We start from the raw sequence: 26,688 nt of genomic DNA, 5'->3' as shown, positions 1-26,688 counted from the left end.
CCCTCGCGCACGCTGAGACTACTGGGGCCGCAGGGCCCCGGGATCATCAGGCCGTGCCGACCCATTTTTTATCCCGCCGAAAGCGGGATTTTTGTACATAGGAGGAGAAATCCATGGCTTGGTCCCACCGAAATCACAAGGAAGCGATCCATGAGCGCCAAGCGGTGCTTCGACAGCTTCCCGGATGGCGCGATGAGGATGAGCGGATTTTTCAGTGGAGCGTCGACCCATCGCAATTGGCTTCGTTTCAAGAGGCTTTGACTGGCCAAATGGTGATGCCGGTTTCGGTGGTGGGACCTGCAAAAATTAACTTGGGGCGCTATGCCTGGCAAGACGGATGCTTGGTGGAGACGGACCGCTACCAAGACGACGCGGTTTATATTCCTTTGGCCCACACCGAGGGCGGGCTGTCCATGTCCATGCAACGCGGCTTTCACGTACTTAACCGTGCGGGCGGCGTCAAAACCTATCTGCTGAATGATATGATGACGCGGGATTCAGCCTTCGTGTTTAACTCTGGCGACGAATCCAAAGCCTTTTATGATTGGGTGCTGCAGGAACGCGAGGGATTGGCCGCGTGGTTGAACGACCCCAATCACCCAGACAAGCAGCTGAAGCCCTCCCAAACGGTCGCCGATGTCTCCCGACATGCGGTGCTGCTGAACATTGATGCCCAACTGGTAGGCTCGGTATGCCATTTGTTGTATCGGTTCTTTACGGGGGAAGCTTGCGGCCCGAACATGATTACCCGCAATGCCTATGCGCTCAACCGAGAAATTGTGCGCCGCATCGAGGATAAGGGTTGGCACCTGGTTAACATTTTTCTTGAGGCGAATATGGGTGGAGACAAAAAGCCCAGCCACGAGCACTATAACGGTGGTCACGGCAAGACGGTCATGGCGTCCGCCAAGCTGACGCATCAACAATTACGGCGATTTTTGAATACCACCGTCGACGAAATTAAACGCTTAGAATGGACGGGACTGCACGGTTCCAACGCCAGCGGCATGCAGTCTTTCGCCTTTACCCCAGCATCGGCTGTGGCCGCGCTGTTTCTGACCACTGGGCAGGACTTAGGCATGGTCGGCACCAGCAGTATGGCCCACGCCACAATTCAAGCGCTGCCGGACGGAGCCGCGTTTAGTCTGCAGTTGGGCGGCATTGAGGTGGGAACGGTGGGTGGCGGTACGTCGCTGCCTCACGCCCAGAGTTATCTGCGGCTGCTCGGATGCCAGGGGCCGGGTTCTGCACAGAGGCTGGCCCAGATTATCGCAGCGGCCGCGTTGGCATTGGAGATCTCGGCGTCTGCGTCTATGGCCAGCCATGGCAGTGAAAACTTTTTCCGCGCTCACTTGGAACGCGGTGGGAACCGCCCGACTTAAACGCAGCGGGCGGCAGTCACCAATCGCGTGCGGCACAGCAGCGCGACAAAGCACGTATCGCAACGCGATGCCTTTAATGCTTGAAACTTGTTTGAGACATCCTGCCGGGCTGTCTTGACGCCCTCGCCAATTCCTTGGAAGACCCGCTTAACCGCCCCATCGTCGTCCCCGTGCGGCTGATCCAACCCAATCCGATGTGCCTTGTGTTCGATTTCAGCACGCAAGTCATCCAGGAATTTCCGGCCGTCAATATTCAACCGCTTGGCGTCATCTAACAGATGGTCATACATATTATCCATCGTATCCAGCAGGTCATCCTTCATCTTAACCAAAGCTCCTAAACGCTCGGGCTCAAGCGTCGGAACGGCGCGCTTCAGGTAATGCTCAGCAAACGCCTGATGCCGGGATTCATCCTGCAAAATCCGTCCTGAAAGACTACCAAACAGCGCTTCCGGCTGGGAACGCGAGAAAATTTGATAAAAGTTTTTGGCAAAAACATCCGAAATCAATATACCCCAGACCCAGTCGATCCGATCGCCTTTGCGCAAACGGTTGTGATACCGCAACATAGCGGGCATTTGCCGTACATTGAGCGGATCTTCTTCCAGCCGCTTGTACAAGCGCGTCAAAACTTCAAAGTGCCGAGCCTCATCCATTAAAAAGCTGCTGAGGTATATTTGCGAGGTCGTTTCCCCCGCCATCGCCATTTGAGGCAATACCACACTCGCGCCAATCATCGCCGACTGTTCGCCAAGGTACACCGGCGTCAACATATGAGCCAAGGCGCGGGCTTCGTCGTCTTGCATCATGAGGGGCTGCTCCCATTCGACGTCCGCCACAGTCCACTGGGCCTTAACCCCTTTGTGAAACAACCGGATCAATAAATCCTCTTCAAACTGAGGGAAAATCTTTATCACGAACAATTCCTCCAATAGTCGGTGCGAAATCTAGCCATGGGGACGAGTTTGGCACTTTACATACGTATAAGAATAGATCAAGTCACCCCAGCGTGCAAACGTCAAATTGGCACGAAGAGCCTCCGCGGGGCGGAAGCTCTCGAATGGCCGGTTGAAATTCAAGCTATTGGGAACGATTGACCATTACGGTGACAGCGGTTAATCCAGAATCTGGCTCACCATTGGGAATCACCCAGACCCGCACCCCAGCACCTTGCTTCAAGGCACTCACATCGCCATTGGGCATGAAATAGGCTGTGTGCGACGTGAGATTGACCACCGCAGGAGCCGGCTGGCCGGAGACATTGAGGGTCATTTGGGAGCCGGCCAGCTTCTCCACCGTGCCATTAATCGGCGGGAAGTTGACCTGCACCACTTGGGCGTCGATGCCGTTCTGCGCGGTGACCTGGCCGCTTAACGAGACACGGTACCCCGTCTTCAAATAGCCGAATCCCGACTGCCCGGTGGCCTGGGGTTTGCCCGGGGCTAAAAAGCGGGTGCTGTTCGTTAGGGTGATAGTCCGCGATAGATTGGTTAAGTCTCCGTGGGTATCCTCAACCGTGACCGTCATCTTGTTGGCATCCAATTGGGTGACTTCCCCTCTGAGGGCAATGGCCGCGGCAGGTTTGCCCATCACGGTCTGGGCCAAGTTTTTGGCACTGGTGTTGTACGCGTAATGAATGACGACCAAAGCTGCAAAGATGGCCACCAGCCAACCCGCCGTCCGGCGCGACATATTGAAGCGCTTATTCATCCCGATCCCTCCCCGTAGGACATATTCCGTCTTGGCCCCATTTAGTCCAAGTCCGTCATTTTTATCCCGAAAGAGCTTGCGGGCTGCAGCCCATGGAGTCAGGGTTGAGAGCGGCTCGCCTTCCGAGCGCTCGGTTACCGTCTAGGGCGTTTATTCGGTACAATAAAGCCATCTCACGGAGAGAGGTCGTTCGGTGCATGGACACTCCCATCTTGGACATGCTGCGCGACTACGTGCGTCAGCAGCGCGAGCGCTGGCATACTCCCGGTCACAAAGGCATCCAGCCCGCCCAAGGGGATTTTCTCGACTGGGCTTTTGACATTACCGAAATTGGTCCCATGCACCACCATCCCACCCCTGTGGAACGGTCGGAAGCATTGATGGCGGCCTCCTTTTCCGTGCGCCGTAGTTGGTATTCCGTCCAGGGGGCGACACTGCCCGTGATCGCCGCCATTTTGGCCGCCAATCCGCCTGGCAGCACGCTTCTTGTGGATCGGTCGATGCATCGCTCCGTGTTGACAGCCCTTATGATTGGTGGATACCGTGTCGAGTGGCTGTGGCCCCCAGTGCTAGAGGCAGGCGTTCTTCTGCCGCTGGAGGACTTTCCCGAGAGCTTCGCTGGCGCGTCAGGATTGGTTATTGCCCGGCCTACGTACGACGGCTTGGCTGCCGACGTCAGAGAGTCCATCCAGCGAGCGCATGCCAAGGGCCTTAACGTCGTGGTTGATGAGGCGCACGGGAGTCATTGGCGCGGGGCGTCGTTTCCCACGTCAGCCATCGATCTGGGGGCGGATTTAATCATCCATGGGGTGCATAAAAGTGATGCGGCGCTCACGCAGACGGGGCTCCTGCACTTAAACTCGCAGCGGATCAAGGAAGAGGCTGTCGACCGCTGGATGCAACTTTTGGCCACGACGAGTCCTTCCTATCTGTTGTTGGCTTCGCTCGACAGATTGCAATGGGAGCGGCGTCAGCCAACCGCTCAGGAAGACTGGCAAAGGTTTGCTGGGCGCATGAAGGAACTTTGGAATACACTGGAGAAACGAGGCGTGCACGTATTGCAGCCATGGGCCGAACGACGGGGACTAGAGGCCGATCCTGCGCGTCTAACGATTCTCGGGCCCGGTCCGGAGCTCGCCGAGGCAGTGGCAGCGTTTGGGGAGCTAGAGAAAACGTCCCCCGGAAGCGCAACGTTCTTTGTGTCTCCGCACCAGGATCTGGGGCGTTTAATCGGGGCTTTGGAGGACATCGGGACCTCAGGGGACGGGGGACTTTCACCGATCATGCTGCCCCGACCTCCGGTCGTGCTATCCGTGCGCGAGACCTGGGGGAGAAGCTCCCGGTGGGTTCCTTTAAAACGTGCGAGGAGCTTGGTGCTGGCCGAAGCGATTACCCCCTATCCACCGGGAATTCCGGTGGCGATCCCCGGAGAACAGGTATCCGAAGATGTCAAGGATTGGGTGCTATGGTGGCATGGTACAGGCAGAGGGCATATTGAAGGAGTGCGGCAGGAGGACGGGCAGTTGTGGATCGCGGTTCTGGAGTAACGTCGGGGCTTTTGGTGACGTTGGAAGGATTGGATGGCGTCGGCAAGACCACCCAAATTGAGCGGCTAAAAAGCTGGCTTCAGGACAAGGTGGAGGTTCTTGCCGTACGTGAACCAGGCGGCACGGCTTTGGGCGAAGCGCTTCGCAATGTGATTTTGCATCGTGTCGAGGCAGGGAGTGCACTTGCTGAATTTCTTGTGTTTGCTGCGGCTCGGGCCGAGCTTATGCATCAAATTGTATTGCCGGCATTGACTCGAGGGGCGGTAGTGCTGATGGATCGGTTTATTGACTCCAGCGTCGCCTATCAAGCATTTGGCCGGGACTTATCCGTCGAGGCGGTTATGACCGTTAATCGTATTGCAACTCAGGGGCGCACTCCGGACCTCACCGTATGGCTTCGGGGACAACCGTACGAAACGGGGAGCCCCGATCGCCTTGAACAACGGGACCTTGCCTATTTTGCACGGGTTGAGGCAGGGTACGAATGGCTGGTACGTCAGGATCCGGAGCGCTGGCTGGTGGTCGATTGCCGGCAGCCGGCGGATGTCGTCTTCGATACATTAGTCCGGGCCGTGGCGCGGAGGATGACAAGCTGAAGGGAGAGAAGTCCAAGTGAAGCTGATTATCGCCATACTGCAGGACAAGGATGCAGGGCGGGCGGTCACGGAGATTAACCGCCGCGGCTTTCGGGCCACTAAGCTGGCTAGTACCGGCGGCTTCCTGCGAGAAGGCAATACCACCATTTTGGTGGGGGTTGAAGAGCACGATGTGGAGCAAGTGTTGGCTGTGCTTCGCCGCACCAGTTCGGAACGGCATGAGACATTGACGCCTCAAACGCCTGCTCATAGCGGGGAACCGTACGTACCCTTTCCGGTAGAGGTCACGGTCGGAGGCGCTACGGTGTTTGTCGTTGATGTCGATCGATATGAGAAGTTCTAGTCATTTGTCGGATCAGATGCTGATGTCGGCGGTGGACGCTGGCCAATTGGCCCAAGCCCTCATTATCAGCGGAAGCCAAGCGGCACAAGACCGGGTCTTGGCTCAGTTAGTGCCGCGCCTTCTGTGCGAGGCCGGCGGGCAATCGGGTTGCTGCTGTCGTTCATGCCAGACCCCCTGGTCATCGCATCCCGACGTATTTGAAGTCGTGCCCCAAGGCGCCACCATACGGCGCGAGGAGGCTCAGGCCGGCATAGCCGGCTTGAAGTCTGGACCGTTGTGGTCGCCGGCCAAAGTGGTCATCATTCGGCCGGCGGATAGTCTTGGTCGCGAGGCAGAAAGCTATTTATTAAAACACCTCGAGGAACCACCATCATACGCAATTTACCTGTTGGTGACCGAACACCCCGATCGCCTCATGGCGACCATTCGAAGCCGTTGCCAATGGTGGCGGGTGGGGGACGACGGCGCCCGGACCGATGTTTCCGCGGTGGTTGAGACTCTCTGGTCGGAACCGCTGACCGGTGACCGGGTGATCGCCGCCACCTACTGGGTTCGCGATCGATATCGCCACACCGGACAGTCGCAATGGCTGGCGGTTTGGGAGGCCCTGGCCGCCATTCACCGTCAGCTGGAAGCTAATGGCAATGCCGAGTTGGCGGCGGCACAGTTGCGACGCCTTTGGCCTTCGGAGGAAGCCCGGTGACTTGGTGGGTTTACGTGATTCGTTGCGGCGACGGCAGCTTCTACACAGGCATTTCCACGGACATCGCCCGCCGGTTGGCACAGCATCGACGTGGGCAGGGGGCTCGTTATACGCGTGGCCGCGGGCCCTTGGGGCTATGGTGGTGTTCGGGTCCTTACAACCATGGCACGGCCCTCCGAGAGGAACGGCGGGTCAAACGCCTGACCCATGAGGACAAACTAGCGTTGGGAGGCGAATTGTTGCATGACGAGGGATAGCCTTTCGCCAGCCTGCTTATACGTGGTTGGTACGCCCATCGGGAATTTACAGGATTGGTCGCCCCGCGCTCAGAAGGTGTTGCAGGAGTGTGATGTGGTGCTCGCTGAAGATACCCGGGTGACCGGACTCTTGTTGCATCATGCAGGCATCAAGAAGCCGATGGTGTCGTTTCACGCCCATAACACCCAAGAACGAATTCCTGACTTGATTCGTCGTCTCCAAGCGGGCGATCGTGTCGCATTGGTCACGGACCGGGGGATGCCGGCTATTTCCGATCCGGGCCAGGAATTAGTCGATGCAGTATGGGAGGCGAGGCTTCAGGTTTCTGTCATTCCCGGGCCCAGTGCCGGCATCACAGCTTTTGCTGCTTCGGGATTTCCCGCACCATATGCCTTTTGGGGGTTTTTGCCCCGATCGGGTCCGGATCGCCGCGCGGTTTTGGAAGAAATTGCCCAATGGCCCCACGCATCCGTGCTTTATGAGGCGCCGCACCACATGGCAGAGACGTTGGAGGACTTGACCAAGACGCTGGGGAGCGACCGCACAGCGTTAGTAGGGCGGGAGATGACGAAGAAATTTGAAGAGTTTTGGCGCGGCCCTCTCGCCGAATTGCGGGATCAAGATCGTGCATGGCGTGGAGAATGCGTGTTAGTCGTGGGTCCGCTCAAAAAAATGCCCGGAAGCGGTGAAGTTGAGTGGCCTCAACTTATCTCCCGGGTGAGACAACTGGTGAGCGATGGCCTTCATCCCAACGAGGCGATTCGGCAGGTGGCCCGTCAGTACGGTGTGTTGCGACGGGAGCTATACCAACGAGTGCATGATAGCGGTTAGACGGCTTCGGTGTTCAAATCCTTGAGGCAAGATTGGCATACATTTTTACCCCGATAGGTTTCGATGCCTTCCGCGTTGCCGCAAAAAATACAAGCCGGCTCGTACTTCTTAAGGACAATTTTTTCGCCATCGACATAAATCTCCAATGAATCTTTGTCGCTGATGTTCAGCGTGCGACGCAGCTCAATGGGCAATACCACACGGCCTAGCTCGTCCACCCTACGCACAATTCCCGTTGACTTCATGAGAAAACCCCTTTCTTTTTCGACATGACGATACCAGTATAATACCAGAACTTCCAAAAAATAGTCAATCGATAGCGTGAAATTTGTCGAATTTATGGAGGCATTTAGTCGGAACGTCGAATTCTGCGGATGACCGTCCATTTGACAAAAATCTCCGGGCTTTGCTAGAATGCCCACCAAACACGAGCGACGATGGGGAGACTGGCATTCGGAAACCCTAAGCGAGCCGGGGACGGTGAAAGCCCGGTGGCAGAAGGTGCTGGATATGGCCCCGGAGCTTGAAGCCTGAAATGATGAGTAGGGCTTCCGGCAGGTCCCCGATATCGGACGTAGAGAACCAATAAGGGTGGTACCGCGGCCTTAGGTCGCCCCTTCATGCGAAGGGGTTTTTTATTGGCTTCGGCGCTGCGTCCCCAAAAGGAGAGAACGACGTTGGGACAGTCTCAGTGGTACATTACCACGCCCATTTATTATCCAAGTGACAATTTACATGTGGGTCATGCCTACACTACGGTGGCGGCGGATGCGTTGGCACGATTTCACCGGCTCAGGGGTGAATCAGTGCTGTTTGTCACCGGTACGGACGAGCATGGCCAGAAGATACAAAAGAAGGCGGATGAAATCGGACAAAGCCCGCTGGAATTCGTCACCAAGATTGTGGAGTTCATCCAGGACCCCTTATGGAAGCGGTTGGGGGTCTCTTACGATGACTTTATTCGAACCACCGAAACCCGCCATGAGCAGGTTGTACAGGCTATTTTCGCGCGGTTGGTTCGTCAGGGGGACATTTACAAGGGAGTCTACGAGGGATGGTACTGCCTGCCCGATGAATCCTATTGGACCGAATCCAAATTGGTGGATGGGAAATGCCCGGACTGTGGCCGTCCGGTTGAGCGGGTCAAGCAGGAAAGCTATTTCTTCCGTCTAAGCCGCTACCAGGATCGATTACGGCGCTACATTGTGGGTCACCCCGATTTTATCCAGCCGACCTCGCGCCGCAACGAAATGCTGAATTTCATTGACGCGGGTCTCGAGGACTTGTCGGTGTCCCGTACGGGAGTGCGTTGGGGCATTCCTGTTCCGGACGATCCTGAACATACGATATATGTCTGGTTCGATGCGCTGATTAACTATCTCACCGCCGCCGGGTATCTACAAAACGAGGCTCAATTCGAGGCGGCCTGGCCGGCTAATGTCCACCTGGTGGGCAAGGAGATTGTGCGCTTTCACAGCGTCATCTGGCCCATCATCTTGATGGCGTTGGATCTGCCCCTTCCAGAGCGGGTCTTTGGCCATGGATGGCTCTTGATCGGTCAGAACAAGATGGGCAAGTCCATGGGGAATGCTGTCGACCCGATTGAGCTGCTGGATCGCTACGGCACCGACGCGGTGCGGTACTTTTTGTTGCGTGAGGTGCCGTTTGGGGCGGATGGCAGTTATACCGAAGAAGCGTTGGTGCTCCGTACCAACGTGGACTTGGCCAATGACCTGGGCAACTTGCTATCTCGGACAACGGCCATGATTAACCGTTTCTGGGGCAGCAAAGTTCCGCCGCTGGTGGCAGCGGAGGATGATGGGATTCTGGCAGGCGAAGCCGCCTCCGTTTATCGCGAAGTGGAACAGGCCATGGAGCAGTTGGCGATTTCCGATGCGCTGGTGTCTATTTTTCGTCTCGTCGGGCGGGCCAACAAGTACATTGAGGAGCAAAAGCCCTGGGATTTGGTGAAGCAAAATCAGACGGTGAAGCTTGGCAATGTGCTTTACGGGCTCTGGGAGACGCTGCGCATTGTTTCCGTGCTGATGACCCCGTTTCTGCTAGAGACGCCCGAGAAAATCCGCCGGCAGCTGGGGCTGGACACCCCGGTGTCTCGTTATACCGAGGCTGTCTTTGGGTTTGATGCCAAAGGCTTGGAGATTCGCCGCGGGGAGCCGCTCTTTCCCCGCATCGAGCCGGTCGAAGCTCCCAAGAGCGCAGAGGAGGAAAGCGACCTCATTGCCATCGAGGATTTTCAGAAGCTCGATCTACGTGTGGGGACCGTGCGCAGCGCCGAAGTGGTCAAGGGAGCCGATCGGCTGCTGAAGTTAACGGTTTTTGATGGTCAACGGGAACGGACCATTGTATCGGGAATTCGTGCGCATTATGAGCCCGACGCGTTGGTGGGACAGCAGGTCGTGCTGGTAGCCAACTTAAAGCCGGCAAAGCTTCGCGGCATCGTCAGCGAGGGTATGCTGCTGGCTGGGTCTGCCGATGGGCGGCTGAGTTTGGTGGCGCCGGTGTCGCCGCTGCCAGAAGGGGCGCGGGTGAAATGACGCTTCGTGTAATGGATAGTCACTGCCACCTCCAGGATGAGGATTTTTCTCCCGATCGCGACGCTGTGTATCAGCGTGCGATTCAGGAGGGGGTTGGCGTGATTGTACCTGGCTATACCATGGACAGTTCGGAAAAGGCAGTCGCTTTTGCTAAAAGTCATGACGCGGCATGGGCGCTGGTCGGTGTGCATCCCCACGACAGCCGGTTGTTTTCCGAAGACCCAGATTTACATCAGTTGCGGGACTGGGTCAAAAACCAGCAACGCGTGGTGGGAATCGGAGAAATTGGCCTCGACTATCACTACGACCACAGTCCCCGCGATGTGCAGCGGCGTGTTTTTGAAGCCCAACTGGCCTTAGCGCGGGATCTTGGCGTACCGGCTTCGGTTCACACTCGCGAAGCCGAGGAAGATACGCTGGCCATTATCCGGTCGGTGGGATGGAAAATGGGTGTGATTCATTGTTTTACCGGTACCGCCGCCTTTGCCGAAGCGGTGTTGGATTTGGGCTGGCATATTTCCTTTTCCGGAGCCATTACTTTTAAAAGTGCGCATGATCTGCGTGCCGTGGTGCCGTTGGTACCGATGAATCGGTTGCTCATCGAAACCGATTCGCCATACCTTTCACCCGTCCCCTGGCGCGGGCAGCGCAATGAACCCCTTCGGGTCATTCGGGTGGCGGAAGTGGTTGCTGCACAAAAAAATTGCTTGACCCAGCAGGTATTTGACAATACTTTGTCGAATACCCTATCACTGTTTTCTGTCTCCCCGAATATTGGGTAATGATGGAAAAACAGTGATTTTTTAGGAGAGAATTCTCTTGAGGGAGTGCGATGCAAAAGGAGGACGGCTATTGGCTAAATGGAGAACGTTCGGTCTGCGGTCATGGCTTTTCGGCGTCGCTGCCTTCGCGGCAATGGGCGCTGGGGTTGTGGGTTCGCAGTTCCGACATGTCGACATTATGGTTCAAGGCCCCACCGGAAAACGTGACTATTCTTTGTGGACATTTCGCAGCAAGGTCAAAAACATTCTTCAACAGGCAGGCATCAAGGCCAATGTCCATGACAAAATACTTCCGGCCGGGGGTACGCTAACGGCCGCCAATAAGGTGGTTGTGCAGGAGGCTATCCCGGTGTGGGTGAAAACGGCCCATCGTCGGATTCATGTCTGGACGACGCAATATCGCGTGCAGGCGGTACTGGACGCGGCCAAAGTCAAGCTTGCGCCGCTGGATTTGGTGCGCCCAGCTTTCACCGCCAAAATAACAGGTTCTACAACGATTAACGTCATCCGCCGTAAATTGGTTACCAAGCAGGTGACAGAAGAAATTCCTTTTCAGGTTGTGCATCGTGCCGATGCCGGGATGAATCACGGGACGAGCAAAATCGCCGTTAAGGGACGGGACGGCAAACGGGTCAAGACGCTGGAGGCGATGATGGTCAACGGGCGGGTCGCGTGGACAAAGACAATGAAGAGCCGCGTTGCTGTTGGTCCCACTACCGAAGTCATTGACTATGGAACCGCCCAACCGGTCAATCGAGGAGCATCGGTCCCGCAGTTCACGCGTAGCATCGCCATGCTCAGCACGGCTTACTGGCCTGATCCGGCGTGGTCCAACGGGTATACCAAGTTAGGATTAAAGGCACAGTATGGCGTGGTGGCGGTTGACCCTAGCGTTATCCCCTTGGGAACACATCTCTATATTCCGGGATACGGATTTGCGATCGCTGCCGACACCGGATCCGCGATTATCGGTGACCGGATTGACCTCTGCTTCAACACGGGGGTTCAGGCGGAAGGCTGGGGTGTTAGACCCGTCACGGTGTACATAGTCGGGTCGTAATGGAGGGTTGGCACTGCGCTATCGTGATCCACGCTCGCCCGAAGGGCTGGCCAGCACACTCAAAGACTTGGAAATGGCCCCATCTCATCAATGGGGCCAAAACTTTTTGGTTGATTCGTCCACACTTCAAGCGATAGCGGATCTGGTACTTCAAGGGTGCCAAGGCCGGGTGTTGGAAATTGGACCCGGGCTCGGAGCTCTCACCCGCACACTGTTGGAACGCGGCGCGACCGTGTTGGCGGTGGAACTGGACGGTCGCGTGCTTCCCGTGTTGGATGCATTGGGAGAAGAGTTCCCTGGGCAATTAGAGGTTACCTACGGGGATGCCCTCACATTGTCCTGGACGGAATTGGTCGGAGCCCATGGGTGGCAAGGCGTGAGTGTGGTCGGAAATTTGCCCTACTATATTACGGCTCCCCTCCTCGGCAAACTGCTGGAAGAGCCCTTGGCCTGGGATCGAGCCGTTCTCATGGTGCAGCGTGAGGTGGCTGAACGGTTGGTCACAGATCCGGGCCGGCGTGCGTCGTCGACTCTCGGCGTTCTTTTGCGCTATCGGGCGGATGTGATTTGGGGGATTGACCGTGTGCCACCGGAACACTTCATCCCAGCTCCGGAAATTTTCTCAAGTGTGATACAATTAATCGCGCACCCTCCGTTGCCGGTATCATGGGACGCCTTCCGCTGGGTCGTACGCGCCGGGTTTCAGCACCGTCGCAAAACGCTGCGGCAAGCTTTGGCGCAAGCGGCCGGGTCCCCCCTGAGTAAAAACGAGTGGCAACACTTTCTTGAGGCGCTGGACATTTCGTCAATGGCCCGAGCCGAAGCATTGACCTTGGACCAATGGGTGCGGCTGGCGTCGGCCATACCACACAGGAAATGAGGAAGTGTCGTGATTTTTGAAAGCCCCACCAAGGGTCGGATGAGCTTTGAGGAAATGTTTACCGATCTCTTGGAATTTTTAAATCGCGAGCCGCATGACCAATATCGGCTAATTATCGGCACAGACTCTCATACGCGGCACGACACCGTGCTGGTTACCGCGGTGGTCATTCACCATCTGGGCAAGGGGGGCCGCTACTACTTTCACCGGTCGCATCGCCGCGCCATTAAGAGCCTGAGACAGAAGATTTTCTACGAAACGTCCACGAGCTTGACCGTTGCATCCAAGCTGACCGAGATGTTGGAAAAGGCCGGGGTGGCCGATTTTGACGTGCAAATTCATATTGATGTGGGCCGCCAAGGGGAGACCAAAGAGCTTATTCGGGAAATTGTGGGAATGGTGACCGGGAGCGGCTACCGGGCAGCCATCAAGCCGGATTCCTTTGGGGCATCGACGGTGGCGGACAAATACACCAAATGAAAAGCAAAAATTCTCCTGGACCCTATTGACCACTGCGGTGTCCCTTGCTAAAATAATCGGCTCATTTGACATTCCTAGCAACGAATGTTAAAATTTCTATTGTTGCCCTTCATCTGTGAGGAAGGAAGTGATCGCGTGGCAGCCAAGAGCGTCTTGGATGACATTAAAAAGGAACTCGAGTCGCATGTGGGGGAGCGAATTCGGGTGAAGGCGAATAAAGGCCGCAAGAAGGTCGATGAAAAGGAAGGCATCTTGGAAAAGACATATCCTTACATCTTTGTGGTCAAAATCGAGGAAGGTCACCTATCCGAGCGGCGCGTGTCATACTCCTACACGGATGTTTTGACGGAAACCGTGGAGCTCATCCTGCCCGAATCACTGACCAGCTAGAAGATTTAGGCCTTCGTCCCGGAGGTTTTCTTTTCGGTATAAAGTTGTCGCCTGAGGAAAAAATAGAACGGCGTGCGCTAGGCGCACCCCGTTCTTTTTCTTTGTAGGAGGCGACACTCATCGGTCCGTTATTGATTATTGGGGGAAATGAGGATAAGACCGGCGAGCGGGTCATTTTAAAGCGGGTGGTTGAACTTACGCAACAGTCTTCCCGAACGCCGGCCATTGGTGTGGTGACCACGGCGTCCCGCCAAGGGGAAAGTGCCTACCAACGATACCACCGGATTTTTGCCGACTTAGGGGTGGACCAGGTGTTGGATTTCACGCTGGAAAGCCGCAAGGAGGCCGAAGCGTCCGCGATGGTTGAGCGGATGGTCGGCACCGCCACCTTGTTTTTCAGCGGGGGCGATCAGTTGCGCATTACCAGCGTTCTAGGGGGCACGGCGTTTCATCAGGCGTTGCTTCAGGAACATAAACGGGGGCTCAACATCGCGGGAACGTCGGCAGGTGCCTCAATGATGTCTGACACCATGATTGTGACGGGGGACGCGGAAGAGGCGCCGACTAAAAACACGGTGCACATGGCACCTGGGATGGGCCTCTGGGTGGGCGCAGTGATTGATCAACACTTTTCCCAGCGAGGACGGATCGGACGGTTGCTCTCGGCTTTGGCGCAAAACCCAGGGATTCTAGGCGTGGGGTTGGATGAGGACACGGCCATTGAGGTGCGTCTTGACCAAGGCATTGTGGATGTCTGGGGATCGCGCACGGTAACTCTGTTGGATGGTCGCCAGGTCGCGTGTACCAATGCGTCCGAATCTAGCGCCGACCGTCCCCTGGCCATTACGGGTGTCACCTTGCATGTGTTGCCTCAGGGCTATGGTTTCGACCTCAATACCAGGAGACCGTATCAACGGCAAAGGGAGGACTAACGTGGACATTGTCAGCGCCAATTTCTTTCCGGGTCCCAATCGTCATGTGCTTAGGCCTTGCATGGAGGTGCTGCTGGACCTGGGCCCATATGCTGGGTTCCCTTCATCGTCCCGCCCTCATTTTATCCAAAATTTACTACAACTTTTGCCTGGGCTTAGTGAGCATCACTGCTCCCGCGGATGTCGCGGGGGCTTTGTCGAACGCCTTCAAGAGGGCACCTATCTTGGCCATGTGGTCGAACATGTGGCGTTGGAATGTCTGTATCTTGGCGGTGAACAGGGGGTTTATGGAAAGACGCGAGAGGCCGACGACTCGCGGGTTTGGATTGTGTTTGAGTCGGAGACCGAAGGCGGTGGCCGAGCCGCATTAGAGCTCGCTATAGATGTGGTTTCCACGCTATGGGATTCGGGTACGGTGGACTTTGAGAGACGGTTCGGGAGCTTTCGCAACGCGCTTGCGGGTTTTCGACTGGGCCCTAGTACCCGAGCCATTTGGGACGCTTGTCGCCGGCGTGGCATTCCGGTAGCCCGCCTGGACGGGGGGAGTTTGCTCCGATTAGGTCATGGGGTACGCCAGCGGCGTGTGCTAGCCAGCATGGGGGATTCGACCAGCATCGTCGGCGTGGAGACGGCACAGGACAAGAATTTGGCCGCCCGACTGGTGAGTGATGCGGGACTCCCGGTCCCTGAAAGCCTGACCGTCACCACCTTGGCTGAAGCGGAGTTGGCCCTAGTCCGTATGGGGGGACCCCTTGTGATTAAACCGACAGATGGCCATCATGGCGCTGGTGTCATGATGAACGTGACCAATATGGACCAATTACGTCGCGGCTTCCTGGCAGCGCGTGACGAGACCCCGGGCCCGATTCGGTTGGAGCAGCAAATTGCGGGCACGGCCTATAGACTCTTGGTGGTGGGTTCGGAAATGGTCGCAGCGACCGAACGGCGTGTCCCGATGGTGGTGGGCGACGGCCGTTCAAGTATCCGCCAATTGGTCGAGGCGCTGAACCGGGATCCGCGCCGTGGACCAGATCACGGCTTCCCTCTAAGTCCAGTCGAATTGGATCAAGAAGCATTGGAGACCCTTAGTTGTCAGGGTCAATCGCCAGAGGCTATTCCTCCGGACGGCCTCTGCATCACCTTGCGCCGTACCGCCAATATGTCGACAGGGGCCACCGCCCATGATGTGACGGCCGAGATTGGGCCGGCTCTGGCACGAGACGCAATTCGCGCCGCCCAAGCCGTCGGTCTTGATATTGCAGGGGTGGATGTGGTGACTCCCCGATTGGACTGTTCGTTGCAGGAAGCGGGAGGCGCGATTATTGAAGTGAATGCTGCACCCGGACTCCGCATGCATCTCTTCCCCGATGAAGGACCCGCCAGGCCCGTAGCAGATCGTATCGTGGAACACCTATTCCGCGATCACAACGGGCGCATTCCGCTCGCCGCTATCACGGGAACCAACGGTAAAACGACGGTGACCCGCATGTTGGGACATATGGGGCTCCGCGCGGGGTTCCGCGTCGGCATGTGTACCACCGATGGCATCGCGATTGGCGGGGAACTCATTAAAAGCGGCGATTTGACCGGTCCGTGGTCGGCGCGGCTGGTTCTCAATGATCCCACCGTGGAGATGGCTGTGCTGGAAACGGCTCGTGGCGGCATGGCGCGCGGGGGCCTGGGTTTTGATGATTTGGATGTCGCCGTCGTGACCAACATTGGTGGGGACCACCTCGGTCAGGACGGCGTTGAGACGCTCGAGGACCTGATTCACTTAAAGGCGCTGATTGTTGATGTGGTGCGTCCTGGGGGGAAAGCCGTGCTGAATGCGGATGATCCTAACGTTCTAGGATTAGCCGACCGTTGCCGCGGAGCTGTGGTGCTCTTTTCCACCGCTTCGGACAATCCGGCAGTGGAGGCCCATCTCGCTACCGGTGGGGAAGCGGTGTACGTTAAGCATGGATATCTCTACTACGCTCAGGGAGACAAAACGACTCGCCTTATCGGCACTCGTGCGTTGCCCGCCAGTCTTGGGGGGGTAGCTGCCATCAACGTGGCCAATGCCGCCGCGGCGGCAGCAGCAGCGCTCTCTCTTGGCATTTCTCCGCGGCAAGTGGCGGAGGGGCTGAAGGCCTTCCCCGCCGGCGGGGCAGGGCTGAACCGCGGGCGGCTTGAAATGTTGCAAGGCGATGATATTCGAGTGCTCGTGGATTATGGACACAACGTCCCAGCCATTACCGCGTTAGGGGGTATTTGCCGACGGTTAAAACCCGAACGCATTGTCACGGTCTTGGGTTTGCCGGGTGATCGGCGAAACAATGACCTTCACGCCGCTGCCCAAGTCGTGGCCGACTTTAGCCATCATGTGATTATCCGCGAGGATGCGGATTTGCGGGGACGAGCACCCGGCGAAGTCGCGGATATCATTAGAAACGGCGTACTGTCTCGTGGAACGCTAACCCCTGATGATGTGCGGGTGATTGTGGACGAGCACAAGGCGGTCGAGGAGGCCGTTCTTCACGCGCCGCCGGGATCGCTGGTGTTGGTGTTGTATGAGCGCTATGGCTTAGTGCGAGAGGCGGCGGAGACGGCCTTGCAAATGCGAGCGCAGGCGGCCGATGTGATGCTTGAGCATGCTTGAGGGAAAAGGATTTTCCGCCGCTCATCCCGAAGTCTTGGGGCGAGGGGATATCAATGCCTTGGTACCAAGCGCCGGCAAAAATCAACTTGGGACTTTGGGTCGGTCCACGGGACCAGAGTGGTTTTCATCCTGTGGATACTGTCATGCAAACAGTGGCGTTCGCTGATCAGTTGTATCTGGAGCCGTCCGATCATATGCTATGGGAGTCTTCACGCAGCGATTTGCCCATGGACCCCGCCAATCTCGTGGTCCGTAGCTATACATGGTGTGCTGCCCGTATTGCGGGACTTCCCCCCATCCGAGGGCGGTTGGACAAGGTGATTCCCGTGGGTGCGGGATTGGGTGGGGGCAGTTCAGATGCTGCGGCGGTGATTCGATGGGCATTGACCTATGCGTCGGAATTGCCCTTCTCCGAGACGGTGCACGATTCAGGGGAATTGGGCATGGACGTGCCATTTTTCGTCCGCGGGGGAACGGCTCGAGCGGAAGGGTATGGTGACATCTTAACCACGCTGCCGCCTATGAGGCCGGCTGGCGTGGTTTTGGCGAATCCCGGCATCTCCCTCTCGACGCCACGGGTCTATGAAGCGTATGATCGGATGGGTAAACCCTCCGATGGGGAACAGATAGGCCGGGTGATTGAGGCTTTGAAGACAGGGGCCTTGCCGGATTCTGGGGATTTGATTAATGACCTAGAGGAGCCGGCGCTTGCGGTGTTGCCGGCGCTCCGTGAGTTTCGGGATCTCCTTCAGCGGACCGCGGAGGGATTCCCGATAGCTATGTCAGGAAGCGGGCCCACGTATTTTATTCTGGGACAGGATGAGGACTGGGCTGAGTGGATGGCCCGCCGCCTTACGGCGCGGGGAGTCCCCTGGGCTCAGCCCACCACCGTTTTAGATTCTTGGGGAAAGAAGTGATGGCGTGCACGCGATTGTCTTGGCGGGGCAGACGAATCAGGGACAATTGAAGGCTCTCAGCACGGCCGAATATGAGGCGGAGATAGTGGTCGGGGGACGTCCCATGGTCGATTGGGTGCTTGAGGCGCTGAAATCGTCGCCGTCCATCACATCCGTTGGTATGGTTGGGCCAGTTTCTCTAAGCCGCGAGGGTGTGCAGTTGGCCCCAATGACCGGCGACTTGTTTCAAAATATCCTGCAAGGCCTTGCCACCGCCCCAGAAAACGCCGACAAGGTTCTATTTGTGACCTCCGACATCCCCTGGCTGACCCCGGCGGTTGTCGAGGCCTTTTTGAAGGCCGCGCCGGACGATGTGGACGTGGTCTATCCGGTTATCCCCAAAGAGGCGGCAGAACGCCGGTTTCCCGGCACTAAGCGCACCTACGTGCGCTTGAAAGATGTGACCGTGACAGGCGGCAATTTGTTTTTGGCGCGCGCATCCGCGGTGCCTCGGCTGAAGGAGCGGGCTGAGGTGCTCTTGGCCCATCGCAAGGCGCCCCTGCAGTTGGCCCGGGATGTGGGATTCGGGCTCTTGCTGCGGTTGTTGACCGGCCAACTGTCCCTAACCCAGGCGGAGACGCGGGTCGGTGGCTTGCTTGGCATCCGTGGAAGGGCGGTAATTTTCCCATATGCGGAAGCAGGTGTTGACGTGGATAAGCCGGAGGATTTGGCGTTGGCGGAGCGCGAACTGGGAGAGCCAGGACATGCCAGTGGGCAAGGATGGAGTGGGCTGTGAGTGATCATCGGCATAAGCGGCTGGTGGCTTTAGCGCGGATTGTCACAGCCCATCCGGGCACCCAGCTTAGTCTGACCGATTTAAGTCGGGAGCTATCGGTAGCTAAATCCACTCTTAGTGAAGACTTGTTGTTGATCAAAGACGCGTTGGAGAGCCATGGACTCGGCTATATTGATTCCCAAGTGGGGGCGGCGGGGGGCGTGACCTTTCGCCCAGCACTCGATGTGGGACGGATTCGGACTCATTTGAAGCATTTTGTTGAGGAACTGACCAACCCCGACCGTATGACACCGGACGGGTTTCTCTATGTCACCGACTTGCTGTTTAGTCCCGAACGGATCGATGTGATGGGCTCCCTGTTAGCGGAGCGGTTTCGTCCCATTGGCGTCGATTACGTCGCGACCGTCGAAACCCGCGGCATTCCCTTGGCATTAGCCTGTGCTCGAGCCCTGATGGTGGATATGGTATTGATGCGGCGAGATAACAGACTATCGGAAGGCTCGTCCCTGTCGATCAACTATTTGTCCGGTTCCTCACGGCGTGTGCAGTCAATGTCTTTGGCTCGTCGTGCCCCGGTGCGCGGGGGGCGTATCCTGTTTGTCGACGACTTTATGCAGGCTGGGGGCACTGCCCGAGCGGCCCAGGATCTGTTGGGCGACTTTGGTGCCCATGTGGTTGGGGTGGGCGTTCTTGTCGCCATGCGCGCGCCGAAAAAGAAATTGGTGGACGATTACAGCGCTATTTTAGAGTGGGACCGCGACGGGGAGGGACCGGGCGTGGTGGCGCCGACGGATTGGGTACAGCGTCTGGTGGAATGGGAGGACGACAGCGAATGACGAAGTGGCCAACATTGGATGATGTCCGGCAGGCGGAAGCGGCCCTGGCCGGCATCACGTACCGGACCCCGCTGCAGGAGTCAAGCTATATTAATGATTTGATTGGGACACGGGTATTTTTCAAGTTAGAGAATTTGCAGCGCTCCGGATCTTTTAAGCTAAGGGGTGCCTACAATCGCATCCGCCAACTGAGCTCCGAAGAGCTCACGCGGGGGGTGGTGGCGGCTTCGGCCGGGAACCACGCCCAGGGGGTGGCGTTGGCCGCCGGTCTGGTTGGCACGACCGCCGTGATTGTAACTCCCGAGGGGGCTTCATTAACCAAAATTGAAGCGACCCGTTCCTATGGTGCGGAAGTTCGGCAAGTGGGCGAAAGTTTCGATGATGCCTTCCGGGAAGCGGAACGGATGGCCCAGCAAACCGGCCGTGTGCTCGTTCATGCTTTTGATGACCCCTTGATTATTGCCGGCCAAGGGACTATAGGGCTGGAAATGCTAGACGAACGCGCGACTCTGGATACTTTGGTTGTGCCGGTGGGCGGTGGCGGACTAATTGCGGGGATTGCGCTGGCTGCCAAGGCACGCTATCCGCGTATTAAGGTGATTGGCGTACAGGCCGTAGGAGCTCCCGCCATGGTGGATTCCGTTCGTGAAGGTCGATTGTTGCCAGCCCAATCGGTGCGAACCATCGCCGACGGGATTGCGGTAAAGCGGCCGGGCGACCTCACGTTTGCCATGATTCAGCATTACGTCGATGAGCTGGTCACGGTTGACGAACATGATATTTCCCGCGCCATTCTTATCTTCCTCGAGCGCTCTAAATTGCTGGTCGAGGGGGCTGGTGCCGTGGGCTTGGCGGCGCTGCTGGCCGGAAAAATTCCGGTCGGCAACCAGACCATCGCCACAGTGGTGAGCGGCGGCAACATTGACGTAACCCTTTTAAGCCGCATCATTGAAAAGGGGTTGGTGGAGGAAAGCCGGCAACTGCATCTAGCGACAGTGATCCCCGACCGTCCGGGCCAGCTCTCGCGACTCCTGGATTTGGTGGCCTCCTTGAAGGCCAATGTCATTCGGGTCAGTCACGAGCGATGGGACCCGAGCATCGCGCCGGTGGATGTCAGCGTGCGTTTGGTCGTGGAGACCCGGAACGCCGGCCATCGGCAAGAAATCCTGGAAGCGCTGACGCAGCATGGTTACCAAGTCTCGGTCGAGCGGGAGGCGCCAAAATTTCCGTAATGGCGATCACTTCTTAACGAGCGGTCTGGCGCAATGAGTGGAACGTCGGCCCATCATATAAGAACCCCCGGATTACTAGTCCGGGGGTTTGGCGTGCAAGTCTCTAGGAGTGGCGGGTGGATGCGCGCAGTGAGCGCAGCGCTTCTTCCCACCGCGCCATTTCGTCCAACATGGCTTGGGCAGACTGAATCATAAAGTCGGTCGGCTCAAGGGCGCCCTCTTTGATATAGTTGGCGACAAAGGGGATGCTCACACTTTCGGGCACGGGCATCATCTTTAGCGTGGTAACCACCAGCTTAACCATTTGCTGCGCCCGAAGCCCGCCGGATGCACCGCCGTAGCTGACCAGGCCGACCGGCTTGTACTGCCATTCGCGAGACAGATAGTCTAGGGCGTTCTTTAAGGGGGCGGTCATGGCGTAGTTGTATTCCGGCATGACTAGCACCACGGCATCGGCGGCATCCACGATTTGGCTCCACTGCTTCGTGTGGGGATTCTGATAGTCTCCAAAGCGTGGATGCTTGGGCTCATCCATCATGGGAAGATTCAGCTCCAACAAGTCCGCAACGCGCACATCGAAGGCTCCGTGTTGGCGGGCAAATTGTTGGAACCACCGACCCACGGGCAAGCCTACTCGCCCGGGGCGGGTGCTGGCAATGATGACAAGCAATGTCGGCATGAATGCGCCTCCTCGGCAAGAAGCTCAAAATTCGTAAGCATATTGTAGCATGATCGTGCGAGGCGACCGATTGAGGTGTCGAGGCTTCTCTTTAGGGAGCGGCCACCGCAAAGAGCGGGTCACCCTGGTTAATGGCCAGGGAAGCTACGGTAAATAGTATGATGCCATCCTGCGGAACCAAGACCTCGGCAACCCTGTGGCCGAAGATGTCACGTATCAGGCCGGCCAGCTGCCCGGCGGACACCCGCTGTCCTGCAGCAAGATCGCTGTAATAGAGTCCCGAAGCGGGCGAGGAAATCCAAGCAAACTGTGTCAGAACGGGAGCCGTAAGAAGTGGTGGCTTCATCCCGGGGAGCATGTCGAGATGCTTAAGGAGGCTCTTCGGTCCGCGAAGGTGCACGGCCACGTCTGCGTCGCTCATCCGACCGAGCTGTCCCGATTCCGCCGTGATGGCGGGGATGCCTAGTTCAGCGGCGGCAGCATAGCTCCCGCCGGCAATAGAGGTTGATCGCAGGATATGGTCGATTCCATAGGCGCGGGCCAGACGTTCCGCCTGCTGAGCCACTCTGAGGCTGCCTTGGTCGGAAAATAGCGTGAACGGGAGAAGCGCTTCATGAATATCTCCGGAGTGCAAATCCGCCCAGAAGTCGGCGGTGCGGGCCTCGGCAATCACCACATCAGCGATTCGTTCAGTGACTGACCCTTGAGCATTACCGGGAAAGACCCGGTTGAGATTTTTTTCGTCCAGCGGATTCACATACTGCCGCTTGGCCCAAAAGGCCGGCGGATTAGATAGGTGGATAATTTTGACCCGCCCGTTTAGCTGCTCGGGGTTCAACTCAGTTGCCAATCGGATGCTGGCTTCAATCCCGGTATATTCGCCGCCATGCACCCCCGCCGTGATGAAGAGAGTGGGTCCCGAACCGGCGCCTTGAATGTCGGTGGCTGGAAGGCGGACTTCTGTTCCCGGAACTTCGAGCCATTGGCGTGTTTTTCCTACCATCCTCATTCCTCCCCTGGGTGATGACCAAGCATTCGCGACGGCGGACCCTATTCCTGCCATGAAAATAGTCTGACGGGGACTGGAGCGGGCGCCGCAGTGAGGAGAATCGCCGCCGGGGTGGCCCGCCAACTGCTGGATGCGGCTGTCGAGGCGTTGAGACAAATGGGTGCTCGGCGCATCGATGCGCACGTTGTGGGGAACCCCGCGGATATGGCCGCTTCGGTGCACGAGGAAGGATTAGGTCCCGATCAGATGGCGCATCACGGTCCGCCCAGCATGTATGAGAAGGCGGGATTTCGGGTTATAGGCGAGAATGGACCCTTTTTCCACGTCCGCCGCGTTTTGACCTAACGATCTTCCTGGGCGATTGGGAGCCCGGCCTCTTGCCAAGCCACCGTGCCGCCGGCAAGGGTGGAGGCGACAAATCCCCGAAGCCTTAGATATTCGGCTGCATAGCGGCTTCGGAGACCGCTTGCGCAGACAACCAGAATCGGTTGATCCCCGATTTGCTCATTGACCAGGTGATCAAGATTTTCCATTGGACAATGGCGGGCATCGGGGATGTGGCCGGCCCTAAACTCTTCCACATTTCGTATGTCAATAACTAAGGGTCTCCGGTTTCGCATAAAATCAGCGGCGTCCTCGACGCGGACCGCATATGGCATTGGCCCTTCCGGTGCGCGATCTGCGGTTTCCGAGCCGCAAAAGACCTCGTAATCGATGGGGGCGGTGACGGTTGGGTGGTCTCCACATACTGCACAATTTGGATCTCGGTGAAACACCATGCGGCGCCAGCTTGACGACAGAGCATCGTATAAGAGAAGGCCGCCCTCTTGATCATCGTTCAGACCCAAAAGAATCTTCAGGGCCTCAACGGCTTGCATACTGCCCAGCACGCCGGCTACGGCGCCTAGGATGCCAGCTTCAGCACAGTCGGGAACTAAACCGCGGGGTGGGGGGACCGGGAAAAGGCACCGGTAGCAGCCGCGACCCGGCCGATAGATTGCCAGCTGACCCTCAAAGCGCAAAATGGCGGCATCGACCATTGGAATTCCGGTCAAGACCGCCGCATCATTGACAAGATACCGGGTCGGGAAATTGTCGCTCCCGTTGACAATGAGATCGTAGTTAGAAGCCAGCCCCATCATGTTGTCACTGGTGAGAAACGCTTGATGTTCGATGACCGTGACGTCTGGATTCAATTGGCGGAGACGTTCGGCACCGGACTGGGTCTTGGCTCGGCCCACCTGTGTCTCATCATGCAGAATTTGGCGGTGCAGATTGGACAGTTCCACCACATCACCATCGGCTAGCCCGAGAATTCCTACCCCGGCTAGGGCTAAATAGGTGGCGGCGGCCGACCCCAGGGCACCCGCCCCGACAATCAGCACGCGGCTGGCCAAAAGGCGCTCTTGACCGTGAGTGCCCACTTGCGGGAGCACCATTTGCCGTTGGTATCGCGCCATCATACGCGCGGTCCAGGCCCGTCCGCTAACGGCTTCCATCGACATCCCTACTTTCCCCCCGCCCTCGTTATCCTCCGGATATCGCACGGAGAATCCAAACTTCGCTTCCGTGAGGAATGGGACTCTCCGGCCCGGCTCCGTTGGGCAGTCTTGATCCCGCCACGAAGATGCTGAGGTTGGGGCGTATCTGACCGTCCGCTTCCGACAGCCAGGTGGCCATGCCAGGGTGGCGGCTCTCCAATGCGGCAAAAAGCTCGCCGAGATTGTGGACAGAGAGTGACAGCGTCGGCTTAGCCCCAAATTCAGAGGCTAAGTCGTCCGGCAGGTGAACCGTCACCATTAGTCTTCCGCCACGACGACCGAGTAGATGCGGGGCAGATGCTCGGCCACGAGATGCCAGCTCTCACCAGCGTCGGCTGAGTGAAACACGGCCCCGGACGTCGTGCCAAAGTACAAGCCCAAGGGCGAGGCATTGTCGCGGGTAAAGGCGTCGCGCAGTACCCCGCTAAATGTTGGGGCGGGGAGTCCCTCGTGACGGCGTGTCCAATGGCCCCCCGCATCCTGGGTCTCATAGACAGCCAGGACATTGTCCGGCGACCAGCGTGGCCACCCTTCAAGCGGCACGACATAAGCGCGATCGGCGTCTTGGGGATGGGTCACAATGGGGAAGCCGAAGTCAGACGGGAGAGAGTCGCCGACCGATTCCCACGATGTGCCGCCGTCGTCAGAACGGTACACGCCGCCATGGTTTTGAAGCCAAATGCGTCCCTCGGCGACCGGAGACAAAACGAATTTATGCACGCATTGGCCGGAAATCGGATAGCGCTGATCTTCCGGCATGAAATCGGCCCGAATACCTTGATTAATGGGTAGCCAATGCTCGCCGGCATCATCGGATCGATAGATGCCGCCGGATGAGCACGCCACATAGAGCCGTTCGGCGTTAAACGAATCGACGGCGATGGTGTGAAGGCACTTGCCGCCATATCCCGGTCCCCAGCTCTCGTGAGTGGGATGGTCTCGCAGCGCCTTGACTTCGGACCATGTGTCGCCCCCGTCTATCGACCGGAATAGGCCACTGGCCTCAACCCCGGCGTAGACAAGATGGCCGCCTTCTGGGTGAATGGCCCAGACCCGGGTGACCTTTTCCGGGTCGTCAGGCGCATATTGAAGGCCAGTACCCCCAGTGTCCCAAGTTTCACCCCAATCGTGGGATCGCCGGATGGAGGGCCCATAGAATTCCGAATTCACAGCTGCGTATAGGGTGCCGCCCTCGGGATTGTAGGCGCTGGTGTAGATGGGGGTTCCGATCTGAACGGGGCCGAGGGCTTCCCAACGATGTCGGTCGACGGAATGGAACCGAAAGAGGCCCTTAGCGGTGCCAATTAAAAGATGCAATACGCCACATCCTTTCTTATGCGAAGCTCTTAGGGGCTGACTCAAAAGGCTTTTGCCCTAAAATTTTCTCCCACCTGACCCCCGAAAACAGGGAGGTAGATGACCCGCTTCCTCCACTAACCGGGGTAAAACGGGCACATTTTAGGGATGGCATCACTGCCAAGGTACCTTTTGAGTCAGCCCCGTGTCAGAGCTCAGCGCACGGGATGTCGCGGCTGGCTGCTCGTCAGTGAGCGAGCTCTTCTTGTCTCGAGTATAGCACCACCGACAGATTTGATAAGTATTGCGGGATTATTCGCGAAAAGGGTTCGAGGTGGGAGATTCTCGCATCATCCCAACAATCGCTGGCACGTGTTGCGATAGCCACATTATGTTTTGGGTGACCTAGGACAGGATCTCAGAGGTCTTCCTCTAGGACTTCGGCGCCAAGTGATTGCAAGACCAAGGCGGCTTGAAGAAAATCCAATTTCACGCCATTTAGCGAAACCTCGCGGAAGTCTACTCCAGACACACGTGCTCCACGCAGATCTGACCCCTTAAGTTGGGCTTGGCTTAAAATGGCCCGAGAGAGGTCCGCCTTGCGGAACAGCGACTGCTTGAGATCCGCGTGTGAAAAGTCGGTTTCCACCAGCCGGGCATTTGAAAAATCGCTTTGCGGCACACGCGCGTAGCGAAGATTGCAGTAGGACCAGTCCCCACCCTGAATGGTCGTTCCGGTCCAGTGCACGTCCTGGAAACTCGATCCAACCATCTTGCATTGTGCCAATCGAACGCCAAAGAAGTTGGCTCCCGTGAAGATGGAGTTCAAAAAAGCGCTGGTTGTTGTGGCTGGAGCCGTTGAACGCGGCTCCGGTGAAGTCGCAGCGGTCAAAGGTACAGCGCACCGTTTCAATGTCGCGCAGAGATGCCCCAGCAAAACGGCATTGCTCGAAATATAGGCCCTCGCCGCCCTCGAATTCCTCGGGCCAAGCGGTAAACTGCTGGTGCCTGATGCGCTCCGATTGCGCCATGGTGTCCCCCCTTAGAGCTTTACACCTCCAGCATAGCGATGTCGGTGAGCACATGCCAGCGTCGCCCAGCGATCGTAAGACTGCAAGAGCATCGACGCCTATTATCACCGCAGATTCTCGCCCTATCGCGCGGGCCCGCCCCGCGTGAGGGGCGGCGGCCAATCTCTTCGCGCGGGAGGCTTCGATTCCCGTCATTAAAAATTTCCAGGGCTGCGTCATAGTCGGTAACAATGGGATGATGGCGCTATTTTGGCAGTAATACTGGCGGAAAATCCCAAAATC

Annotated in this window: 29 protein-coding genes; 20 read left to right on the top strand and 9 right to left on the bottom strand. The window is 57.5% G+C overall.

The window, feature by feature from the left end; all coding sequences use genetic code 11:
• The first annotated feature begins 113 nt into the window (after window positions 1-113).
• A complete protein-coding gene (locus tag HIJ39_RS13640) occupies window positions 114-1,382 on the top strand; it encodes a 3-hydroxy-3-methylglutaryl-CoA reductase (protein WP_169100613.1) in 1,269 nt (422 codons plus the stop codon).
• Here the strand turns inward: HIJ39_RS13640 and HIJ39_RS13635 are convergent.
• Both HIJ39_RS13635 and HIJ39_RS13630 read right to left on the bottom strand, forming a co-directional pair.
• Window positions 1,379-2,299, bottom strand: a complete 921-nt coding sequence (locus HIJ39_RS13635; protein WP_169100611.1) for a ferritin family protein — start codon at window positions 2,297-2,299, stop codon at window positions 1,379-1,381. The two genes, HIJ39_RS13640 and HIJ39_RS13635, sit on opposite strands and share 4 nt — an antisense overlap.
• Window positions 2,300-2,462: 163 nt before the next feature.
• Window positions 2,463-3,092: a DUF5666 domain-containing protein gene (locus HIJ39_RS13630; RefSeq protein WP_169100609.1), complete on the bottom strand. Its 630-nt coding sequence runs from the start codon at window positions 3,090-3,092 to the stop codon at window positions 2,463-2,465.
• Window positions 3,093-3,289: 197 nt separating this feature from the next.
• On the opposite strand from HIJ39_RS13630, the gene HIJ39_RS13625 reads away from it, so the two are divergent.
• From HIJ39_RS13625 to rsmI, 6 genes are read left to right on the top strand one after another with little or no spacing between them, the layout of a single operon-like run.
• Window positions 3,290-4,639: an Orn/Lys/Arg family decarboxylase gene (locus tag HIJ39_RS13625; protein WP_169100607.1), complete on the top strand. Its 1,350-nt coding sequence runs from the start codon at window positions 3,290-3,292 to the stop codon at window positions 4,637-4,639.
• Window positions 4,618-5,235 carry a dTMP kinase gene (gene tmk, locus HIJ39_RS13620; protein ID WP_169100605.1) on the top strand — a complete coding sequence of 206 codons (618 nt, stop codon included), beginning with the start codon at window positions 4,618-4,620 and terminating at the stop codon, window positions 5,233-5,235. Before HIJ39_RS13625 ends, tmk begins: the two co-directional genes overlap by 22 nt.
• A gap of 16 nt (window positions 5,236-5,251) precedes the next feature.
• Window positions 5,252-5,578 carry a cyclic-di-AMP receptor gene (locus tag HIJ39_RS13615; RefSeq protein ID WP_169100604.1) on the top strand — a complete coding sequence of 109 codons (327 nt, stop codon included), beginning with the start codon at window positions 5,252-5,254 and terminating at the stop codon, window positions 5,576-5,578.
• A complete protein-coding gene (locus tag HIJ39_RS13610) occupies window positions 5,565-6,281 on the top strand; it encodes a DNA polymerase (RefSeq protein ID WP_169100603.1) in 717 nt (238 codons plus the stop codon). The genes HIJ39_RS13615 and HIJ39_RS13610 overlap by 14 nt, the downstream gene beginning before the upstream one ends.
• Complete coding sequence (locus HIJ39_RS13605) at window positions 6,278-6,538, top strand: GIY-YIG nuclease family protein (RefSeq protein WP_338055176.1); 261 nt, start codon at window positions 6,278-6,280, stop codon at window positions 6,536-6,538. The genes HIJ39_RS13610 and HIJ39_RS13605 overlap by 4 nt, the downstream gene beginning before the upstream one ends.
• Entirely contained in the window at window positions 6,525-7,370 is an 846-nt protein-coding gene (gene rsmI, locus HIJ39_RS13600) for a 16S rRNA (cytidine(1402)-2'-O)-methyltransferase (protein WP_169100601.1), read from the top strand. Before HIJ39_RS13605 ends, rsmI begins: the two co-directional genes overlap by 14 nt.
• Here rsmI and HIJ39_RS13595 read toward each other — a convergent pair.
• Window positions 7,367-7,615: an AbrB/MazE/SpoVT family DNA-binding domain-containing protein gene (locus tag HIJ39_RS13595; RefSeq protein WP_169100600.1), complete on the bottom strand. Its 249-nt coding sequence runs from the start codon at window positions 7,613-7,615 to the stop codon at window positions 7,367-7,369. The two genes, rsmI and HIJ39_RS13595, sit on opposite strands and share 4 nt — an antisense overlap.
• A gap of 432 nt (window positions 7,616-8,047) precedes the next feature.
• On the opposite strand from HIJ39_RS13595, the gene metG reads away from it, so the two are divergent.
• The 12 genes from metG (at window position 8,048) to ilvA (ending at window position 20,850) form a co-directional block, all read left to right on the top strand.
• Window positions 8,048-9,925 carry a methionine--tRNA ligase gene (metG, locus tag HIJ39_RS13590; protein ID WP_243239674.1) on the top strand — a complete coding sequence of 626 codons (1,878 nt, stop codon included), beginning with the start codon at window positions 8,048-8,050 and terminating at the stop codon, window positions 9,923-9,925.
• Window positions 9,922-10,707 (top strand): TatD family hydrolase, encoded by a 786-nt coding sequence (locus HIJ39_RS13585; RefSeq protein ID WP_169100598.1) that lies wholly within the window; start codon window positions 9,922-9,924, stop codon window positions 10,705-10,707. The genes metG and HIJ39_RS13585 overlap by 4 nt, the downstream gene beginning before the upstream one ends.
• A 70-nt stretch (window positions 10,708-10,777) precedes the next feature.
• Window positions 10,778-11,767, top strand: coding sequence for a 3D domain-containing protein (locus tag HIJ39_RS24655; protein ID WP_275107335.1), 990 nt, complete (start codon window positions 10,778-10,780; stop codon window positions 11,765-11,767).
• A 7-nt stretch (window positions 11,768-11,774) separates the two neighbouring features.
• Entirely contained in the window at window positions 11,775-12,647 is an 873-nt protein-coding gene (gene rsmA / locus HIJ39_RS13575) for a 16S rRNA (adenine(1518)-N(6)/adenine(1519)-N(6))-dimethyltransferase RsmA (protein ID WP_243239672.1), read from the top strand.
• A 9-nt stretch (window positions 12,648-12,656) separates the two neighbouring features.
• Complete coding sequence (locus tag HIJ39_RS13570) at window positions 12,657-13,127, top strand: ribonuclease H-like YkuK family protein (protein WP_169100597.1); 471 nt, start codon at window positions 12,657-12,659, stop codon at window positions 13,125-13,127.
• A gap of 135 nt (window positions 13,128-13,262) precedes the next feature.
• Window positions 13,263-13,517 (top strand): Veg family protein, encoded by a 255-nt coding sequence (locus HIJ39_RS13565; protein ID WP_338055175.1) that lies wholly within the window; start codon window positions 13,263-13,265, stop codon window positions 13,515-13,517.
• Between the two features lie 131 nt (window positions 13,518-13,648).
• A complete protein-coding gene (locus HIJ39_RS13560) occupies window positions 13,649-14,449 on the top strand; it encodes a cyanophycinase (protein WP_207711670.1) in 801 nt (266 codons plus the stop codon).
• A gap of 1 nt (window position 14,450) precedes the next feature.
• Window positions 14,451-17,090 (top strand): cyanophycin synthetase, encoded by a 2,640-nt coding sequence (cphA, locus tag HIJ39_RS13555; protein ID WP_169100586.1) that lies wholly within the window; start codon window positions 14,451-14,453, stop codon window positions 17,088-17,090.
• A gap of 53 nt (window positions 17,091-17,143) precedes the next feature.
• Window positions 17,144-18,007, top strand: coding sequence for a 4-(cytidine 5'-diphospho)-2-C-methyl-D-erythritol kinase (gene ispE, locus HIJ39_RS13550; protein WP_169100577.1), 864 nt, complete (start codon window positions 17,144-17,146; stop codon window positions 18,005-18,007).
• A gap of 4 nt (window positions 18,008-18,011) precedes the next feature.
• Window positions 18,012-18,782, top strand: coding sequence for an NTP transferase domain-containing protein (gene mobA, locus HIJ39_RS13545; protein WP_169100575.1), 771 nt, complete (start codon window positions 18,012-18,014; stop codon window positions 18,780-18,782).
• On the top strand, window positions 18,779-19,618 hold the full coding sequence (purR, locus tag HIJ39_RS13540) for a pur operon repressor (protein ID WP_169100573.1): 840 nt from the start codon (window positions 18,779-18,781) through the stop codon (window positions 19,616-19,618). Before mobA ends, purR begins: the two co-directional genes overlap by 4 nt.
• Window positions 19,615-20,850 (top strand): threonine ammonia-lyase, encoded by a 1,236-nt coding sequence (ilvA, locus tag HIJ39_RS13535; protein WP_169100572.1) that lies wholly within the window; start codon window positions 19,615-19,617, stop codon window positions 20,848-20,850. The genes purR and ilvA overlap by 4 nt, the downstream gene beginning before the upstream one ends.
• A 103-nt stretch (window positions 20,851-20,953) precedes the next feature.
• On the opposite strand, the gene HIJ39_RS13530 is transcribed toward ilvA, so the two are convergent.
• Together HIJ39_RS13530 and HIJ39_RS13525 are read right to left on the bottom strand one after the other, a co-directional pair.
• The gene (locus HIJ39_RS13530) at window positions 20,954-21,529 is read right to left on the bottom strand and encodes an NADPH-dependent FMN reductase (RefSeq protein ID WP_169100570.1); all 576 of its coding nucleotides are present in this window, start codon (window positions 21,527-21,529) and stop codon (window positions 20,954-20,956) included.
• Between the two features lie 91 nt (window positions 21,530-21,620).
• Window positions 21,621-22,532, bottom strand: coding sequence for a succinylglutamate desuccinylase/aspartoacylase family protein (locus HIJ39_RS13525; RefSeq protein ID WP_169100568.1), 912 nt, complete (start codon window positions 22,530-22,532; stop codon window positions 21,621-21,623).
• A gap of 96 nt (window positions 22,533-22,628) precedes the next feature.
• Here HIJ39_RS13525 and HIJ39_RS13520 point away from each other — a divergent pair, with 96 nt between their 5' ends.
• A complete protein-coding gene (locus HIJ39_RS13520; RefSeq protein ID WP_169100566.1) occupies window positions 22,629-22,883 on the top strand; it encodes an N-acetyltransferase in 255 nt (84 codons plus the stop codon).
• Here HIJ39_RS13520 and moeB read toward each other — a convergent pair.
• The 4 genes from moeB to HIJ39_RS13500 form a co-directional block, all read right to left on the bottom strand.
• A complete protein-coding gene (gene moeB / locus HIJ39_RS13515; RefSeq protein ID WP_169100565.1) occupies window positions 22,880-24,037 on the bottom strand; it encodes a molybdopterin-synthase adenylyltransferase MoeB in 1,158 nt (385 codons plus the stop codon). The genes HIJ39_RS13520 and moeB overlap by 4 nt on opposite strands.
• Window positions 24,038-24,065: 28 nt before the next feature.
• Entirely contained in the window at window positions 24,066-24,338 is a 273-nt protein-coding gene (locus HIJ39_RS13510; RefSeq protein ID WP_169100563.1) for a ubiquitin family protein, read from the bottom strand.
• Complete coding sequence (locus tag HIJ39_RS13505; protein WP_169100561.1) at window positions 24,338-25,396, bottom strand: WD40/YVTN/BNR-like repeat-containing protein; 1,059 nt, start codon at window positions 25,394-25,396, stop codon at window positions 24,338-24,340. The genes HIJ39_RS13510 and HIJ39_RS13505 overlap by 1 nt, the downstream gene beginning before the upstream one ends.
• 397 nt (window positions 25,397-25,793) lie before the next feature.
• Window positions 25,794-26,123, bottom strand: a complete 330-nt coding sequence (locus HIJ39_RS13500) for a pentapeptide repeat-containing protein (protein WP_420824575.1) — start codon at window positions 26,121-26,123, stop codon at window positions 25,794-25,796.
• Window positions 26,124-26,688 lie beyond the last annotated feature (565 nt).

This window comes from Sulfobacillus harzensis, from assembly GCF_012933365.1.
Taxonomy (GTDB): domain Bacteria; phylum Bacillota; class Sulfobacillia; order Sulfobacillales; family Sulfobacillaceae; genus Sulfobacillus_B; species Sulfobacillus_B harzensis.
This window is presented reverse-complemented; position numbering and strand designations above follow the sequence as displayed.

Coding starts and splice junctions, on each gene's coding strand:
- HIJ39_RS13630 (WP_169100609.1), bottom strand. CDS start 3,092: ATGAATAAGCGCTTCAATATGTCGCGCCGGACGGCGGGTTGGCTGGTG.
- ispE (WP_169100577.1), top strand. CDS start 17,144: ATGCCTTGGTACCAAGCGCCGGCAAAAATCAACTTGGGACTTTGGGTC.
- HIJ39_RS13640 (WP_169100613.1), top strand. CDS start 114: ATGGCTTGGTCCCACCGAAATCACAAGGAAGCGATCCATGAGCGCCAA.
- HIJ39_RS13585 (WP_169100598.1), top strand. CDS start 9,922: ATGACGCTTCGTGTAATGGATAGTCACTGCCACCTCCAGGATGAGGAT.
- HIJ39_RS13610 (WP_169100603.1), top strand. CDS start 5,565: ATGAGAAGTTCTAGTCATTTGTCGGATCAGATGCTGATGTCGGCGGTG.
- HIJ39_RS13625 (WP_169100607.1), top strand. CDS start 3,290: ATGGACACTCCCATCTTGGACATGCTGCGCGACTACGTGCGTCAGCAG.
- ilvA (WP_169100572.1), top strand. CDS start 19,615: ATGACGAAGTGGCCAACATTGGATGATGTCCGGCAGGCGGAAGCGGCC.
- rsmI (WP_169100601.1), top strand. CDS start 6,525: ATGACGAGGGATAGCCTTTCGCCAGCCTGCTTATACGTGGTTGGTACG.
- HIJ39_RS13525 (WP_169100568.1), bottom strand. CDS start 22,532: ATGGTAGGAAAAACACGCCAATGGCTCGAAGTTCCGGGAACAGAAGTC.
- HIJ39_RS13595 (WP_169100600.1), bottom strand. CDS start 7,615: ATGAAGTCAACGGGAATTGTGCGTAGGGTGGACGAGCTAGGCCGTGTG.
- moeB (WP_169100565.1), bottom strand. CDS start 24,037: ATGGAAGCCGTTAGCGGACGGGCCTGGACCGCGCGTATGATGGCGCGA.
- HIJ39_RS13510 (WP_169100563.1), bottom strand. CDS start 24,338: ATGGTGACGGTTCACCTGCCGGACGACTTAGCCTCTGAATTTGGGGCT.
- HIJ39_RS13530 (WP_169100570.1), bottom strand. CDS start 21,529: ATGCCGACATTGCTTGTCATCATTGCCAGCACCCGCCCCGGGCGAGTA.